Source organism: Paenibacillus sp. UASWS1643, assembly GCF_008693195.1.
GTDB lineage: Bacteria > Bacillota > Bacilli > Paenibacillales > Paenibacillaceae > Paenibacillus > Paenibacillus amylolyticus_B.
On record NZ_VXKZ01000072.1, the window covers coordinates 1 to 2,668 of the forward strand.

Genomic DNA, 2,668 nt, shown 5'->3' on the forward strand with positions numbered 1-2,668 from the left:
TCTCATCAACTCGTACCGGTCTTCTCATTCCGTTATTTTGTATATCGTCCTGGTAGACTTCCATATCACAAAACGAGCAAAACATCCCGTTTCCGACTGGTTCAACTGTGCTTCCGCAATACGCACATGTCTGCTGAGAGTGGTTAATAAAGGAGCAGCCTTACAACCAGGCGAATCATCTTTTAAGTCTGCACAAGATGAAGGTGCGCGGAATTATCGCTATTGGACTCGGAAAGCGTGGATTATTGAAAACATTCTACACGATAGAGCCGGTCACTATCCGGCAAAAATAACTGATAATATGCTCAATGGCATCATTGAACAAGTCCAGCAAAGTAATGAGAAACCGATGACGTTTTCTCCAAAATGATTGTTCGTGATTTGTTTCAAAATAGATCTGGGATCAGCTCCTGCAGTTGTCTTTGTTTGGCTATAAAGTCGAACATTAAAAAAATGGCCAACGTATAGAAGTTTTGAAAATCCGAACGATAAGCGATAACTGAATTCGTCCGTAGCGTCAGTAATAATGGGGGGGATTCTAAGTTAGTGTGGTGTGTGATTTTTAGATTTACAGAGGTGGATGAGGTGTATAGGGAGGGGGAGAAAGTTAAAAGATTTATAATCATAGCCTGATTCTTTATCAAAAAGCTCGGCATACCTTTTTCCTTGCACTATTTGAACAATTTTACACAATTTTGAGTTATACATTTCAAGAATTATGGATAACTGGTTTCCTTTTGTTGTACTTTGTAATACAATTGATATACAAATGATGTACAAAAATGTTCGTATGATGTTTTAAAAATATCGCTATTAGTTATTTTATATCTTTTATAGTTATTTTTAAGAACTAAAAAAAGTACTGACTGTGTTGGCGCACAATCAGCACTTTTTTATACAAAACTACAGGCTTCTTCCCTTAATGACCCTCTGACCTAGACAATCAAACAGGGTCATTTCGACTTTTTCATATGAATTATAAGTTGAAGAATAAAGCCTAATGATGCAATAAGAAATGCTCCGAATTGAAACAGTAATCCACCGAGTTTAATAACATCATCCATCCAACATCCCTCCTTTCCTATGAAAAGGAAGGTCTTACCTGTAGCTTGTACAACAATTATAATACCTTATTTACTTTACCCCTTTTTTAATTATCCTCATTTACCCATAAAAACCGCAGTTTTTCTCTGAATTTCTCCATATTACTAAGTATTTCGCATTTAATCTCAGATATGTTCCGATTTTTTAGTTAGCATTAAGATTTTCTTCATACTCACTAACTCGACGATAAAATGTCGTATTACTCATACTAATGGCCGAGATCCGGAATCTTTAGAGCACTATAGATACTTTACGCAAGGGAGCAGCTCCACAAAGTAAAATCCCCAAGCGGCCAGCTGGCGCTATCAGAATAATTATGAATGGGTCTTCAGAATCTAAAAAATAATTTTCCGGGCAAATGCCAGGGAGATTTTTTTTGTGCGTCGGCATGGGCGATATCTTGGCGGTCTATGTCCGCTATAGGTTTGCCAGTAGGAACTGTTAGCCAAGGGCTCTGCCTCCAGGTGGAATCTGAAGGAAGCTGCCGCTGAGCAGCTACTTGCGAGCTACTGAAGAAGGAATCAGCTTTTCTTTTCTATGCGAAACATAAAAACTATGGTATTTTAAATTTACTGAACATTTTATGGAACCATAACATGGTTTAATGATTTGGAACAAATTTTATGAACCATATAAAGGAGTTGAATGTAATGGGAATAGTCTACGCTATATCTGCAAATAAAGGGGGCGTTGGTAAGACTAGCTTTGTTACGAACCTGGCTGCAGCTATTGTCTTGAAAAAGCCCAAGGCACGAGTGCTGATTGTGGATACAGATGCTCAGGGAAATGCCGCTTTAGCATTCGGAAAAACGCCTAAAAGCTTTGAGAATACTATCTATGAGGTAATGGCCGGGGGCGAATCTATTGAAGCTGTGAGAATTAACTTGATGGATCGACTCGACCTTGTACCATCGAACGTAGATATGGATTTTTTGGACTTTGATGTATTAACCAATCAGGATCGCTATAAGCGCCCGTTTAATTTGCTACAGGAGCCTTTGGAACGTATTCGGGCTCAATACGATTACATATTCATTGATACACCTCCTGCTATGGGGTTAGTGGCGGGGAATGTGCTTGTCGCAGCGGATCGGGTAATTGTTCCCTTTGCACCAGAAACTTTTGCAGTAGCCGGTATCGTTCGGGTGTTGGAAGCCATCAATGATTTTAAGGAAAAACAGAATTCTGCACTTCAGATTGATGGTATGGTTGGGATGATGGTTGATTCTCGTACCGTTCTACATTCGGAAATGCTGGCACAGGCCCGGAAATATTGTCATGAGAATGGATACCACCTATATGAAACGATTATCCCTCGTTCCATTCGCTTCGCAGCTTCCACAGCCTATGAAGGAAAGCCTGCTGTGTTGTCTGATTCTGATAATCATATTGTGGCGGCGTATTTTAAACTCATGACGGAGGTGTTAGAACATGGCGAGAAAAGAACGCAAATTGGCTAATATTGGTTTTGAACCACAATTAGGAATCTTGAAAGTGAACAATAACGTGGAACCACAATCAGGAACCTCAAAAGTGAACAATGACGTGGAACCACCATTAGGAA

Annotated in this window: 1 protein-coding gene; it reads left to right on the forward strand. The window is 39.5% G+C overall.

Annotated elements, in window-relative coordinates:
* Positions 1–1,754: 1,754 nt before the first annotated feature.
* A complete protein-coding gene (locus FE296_RS00385) occupies positions 1,755–2,564 on the forward strand; it encodes a ParA family protein (RefSeq protein WP_150363986.1) in 810 nt (269 codons plus the stop codon).
* Positions 2,565–2,668 lie beyond the last annotated feature (104 nt).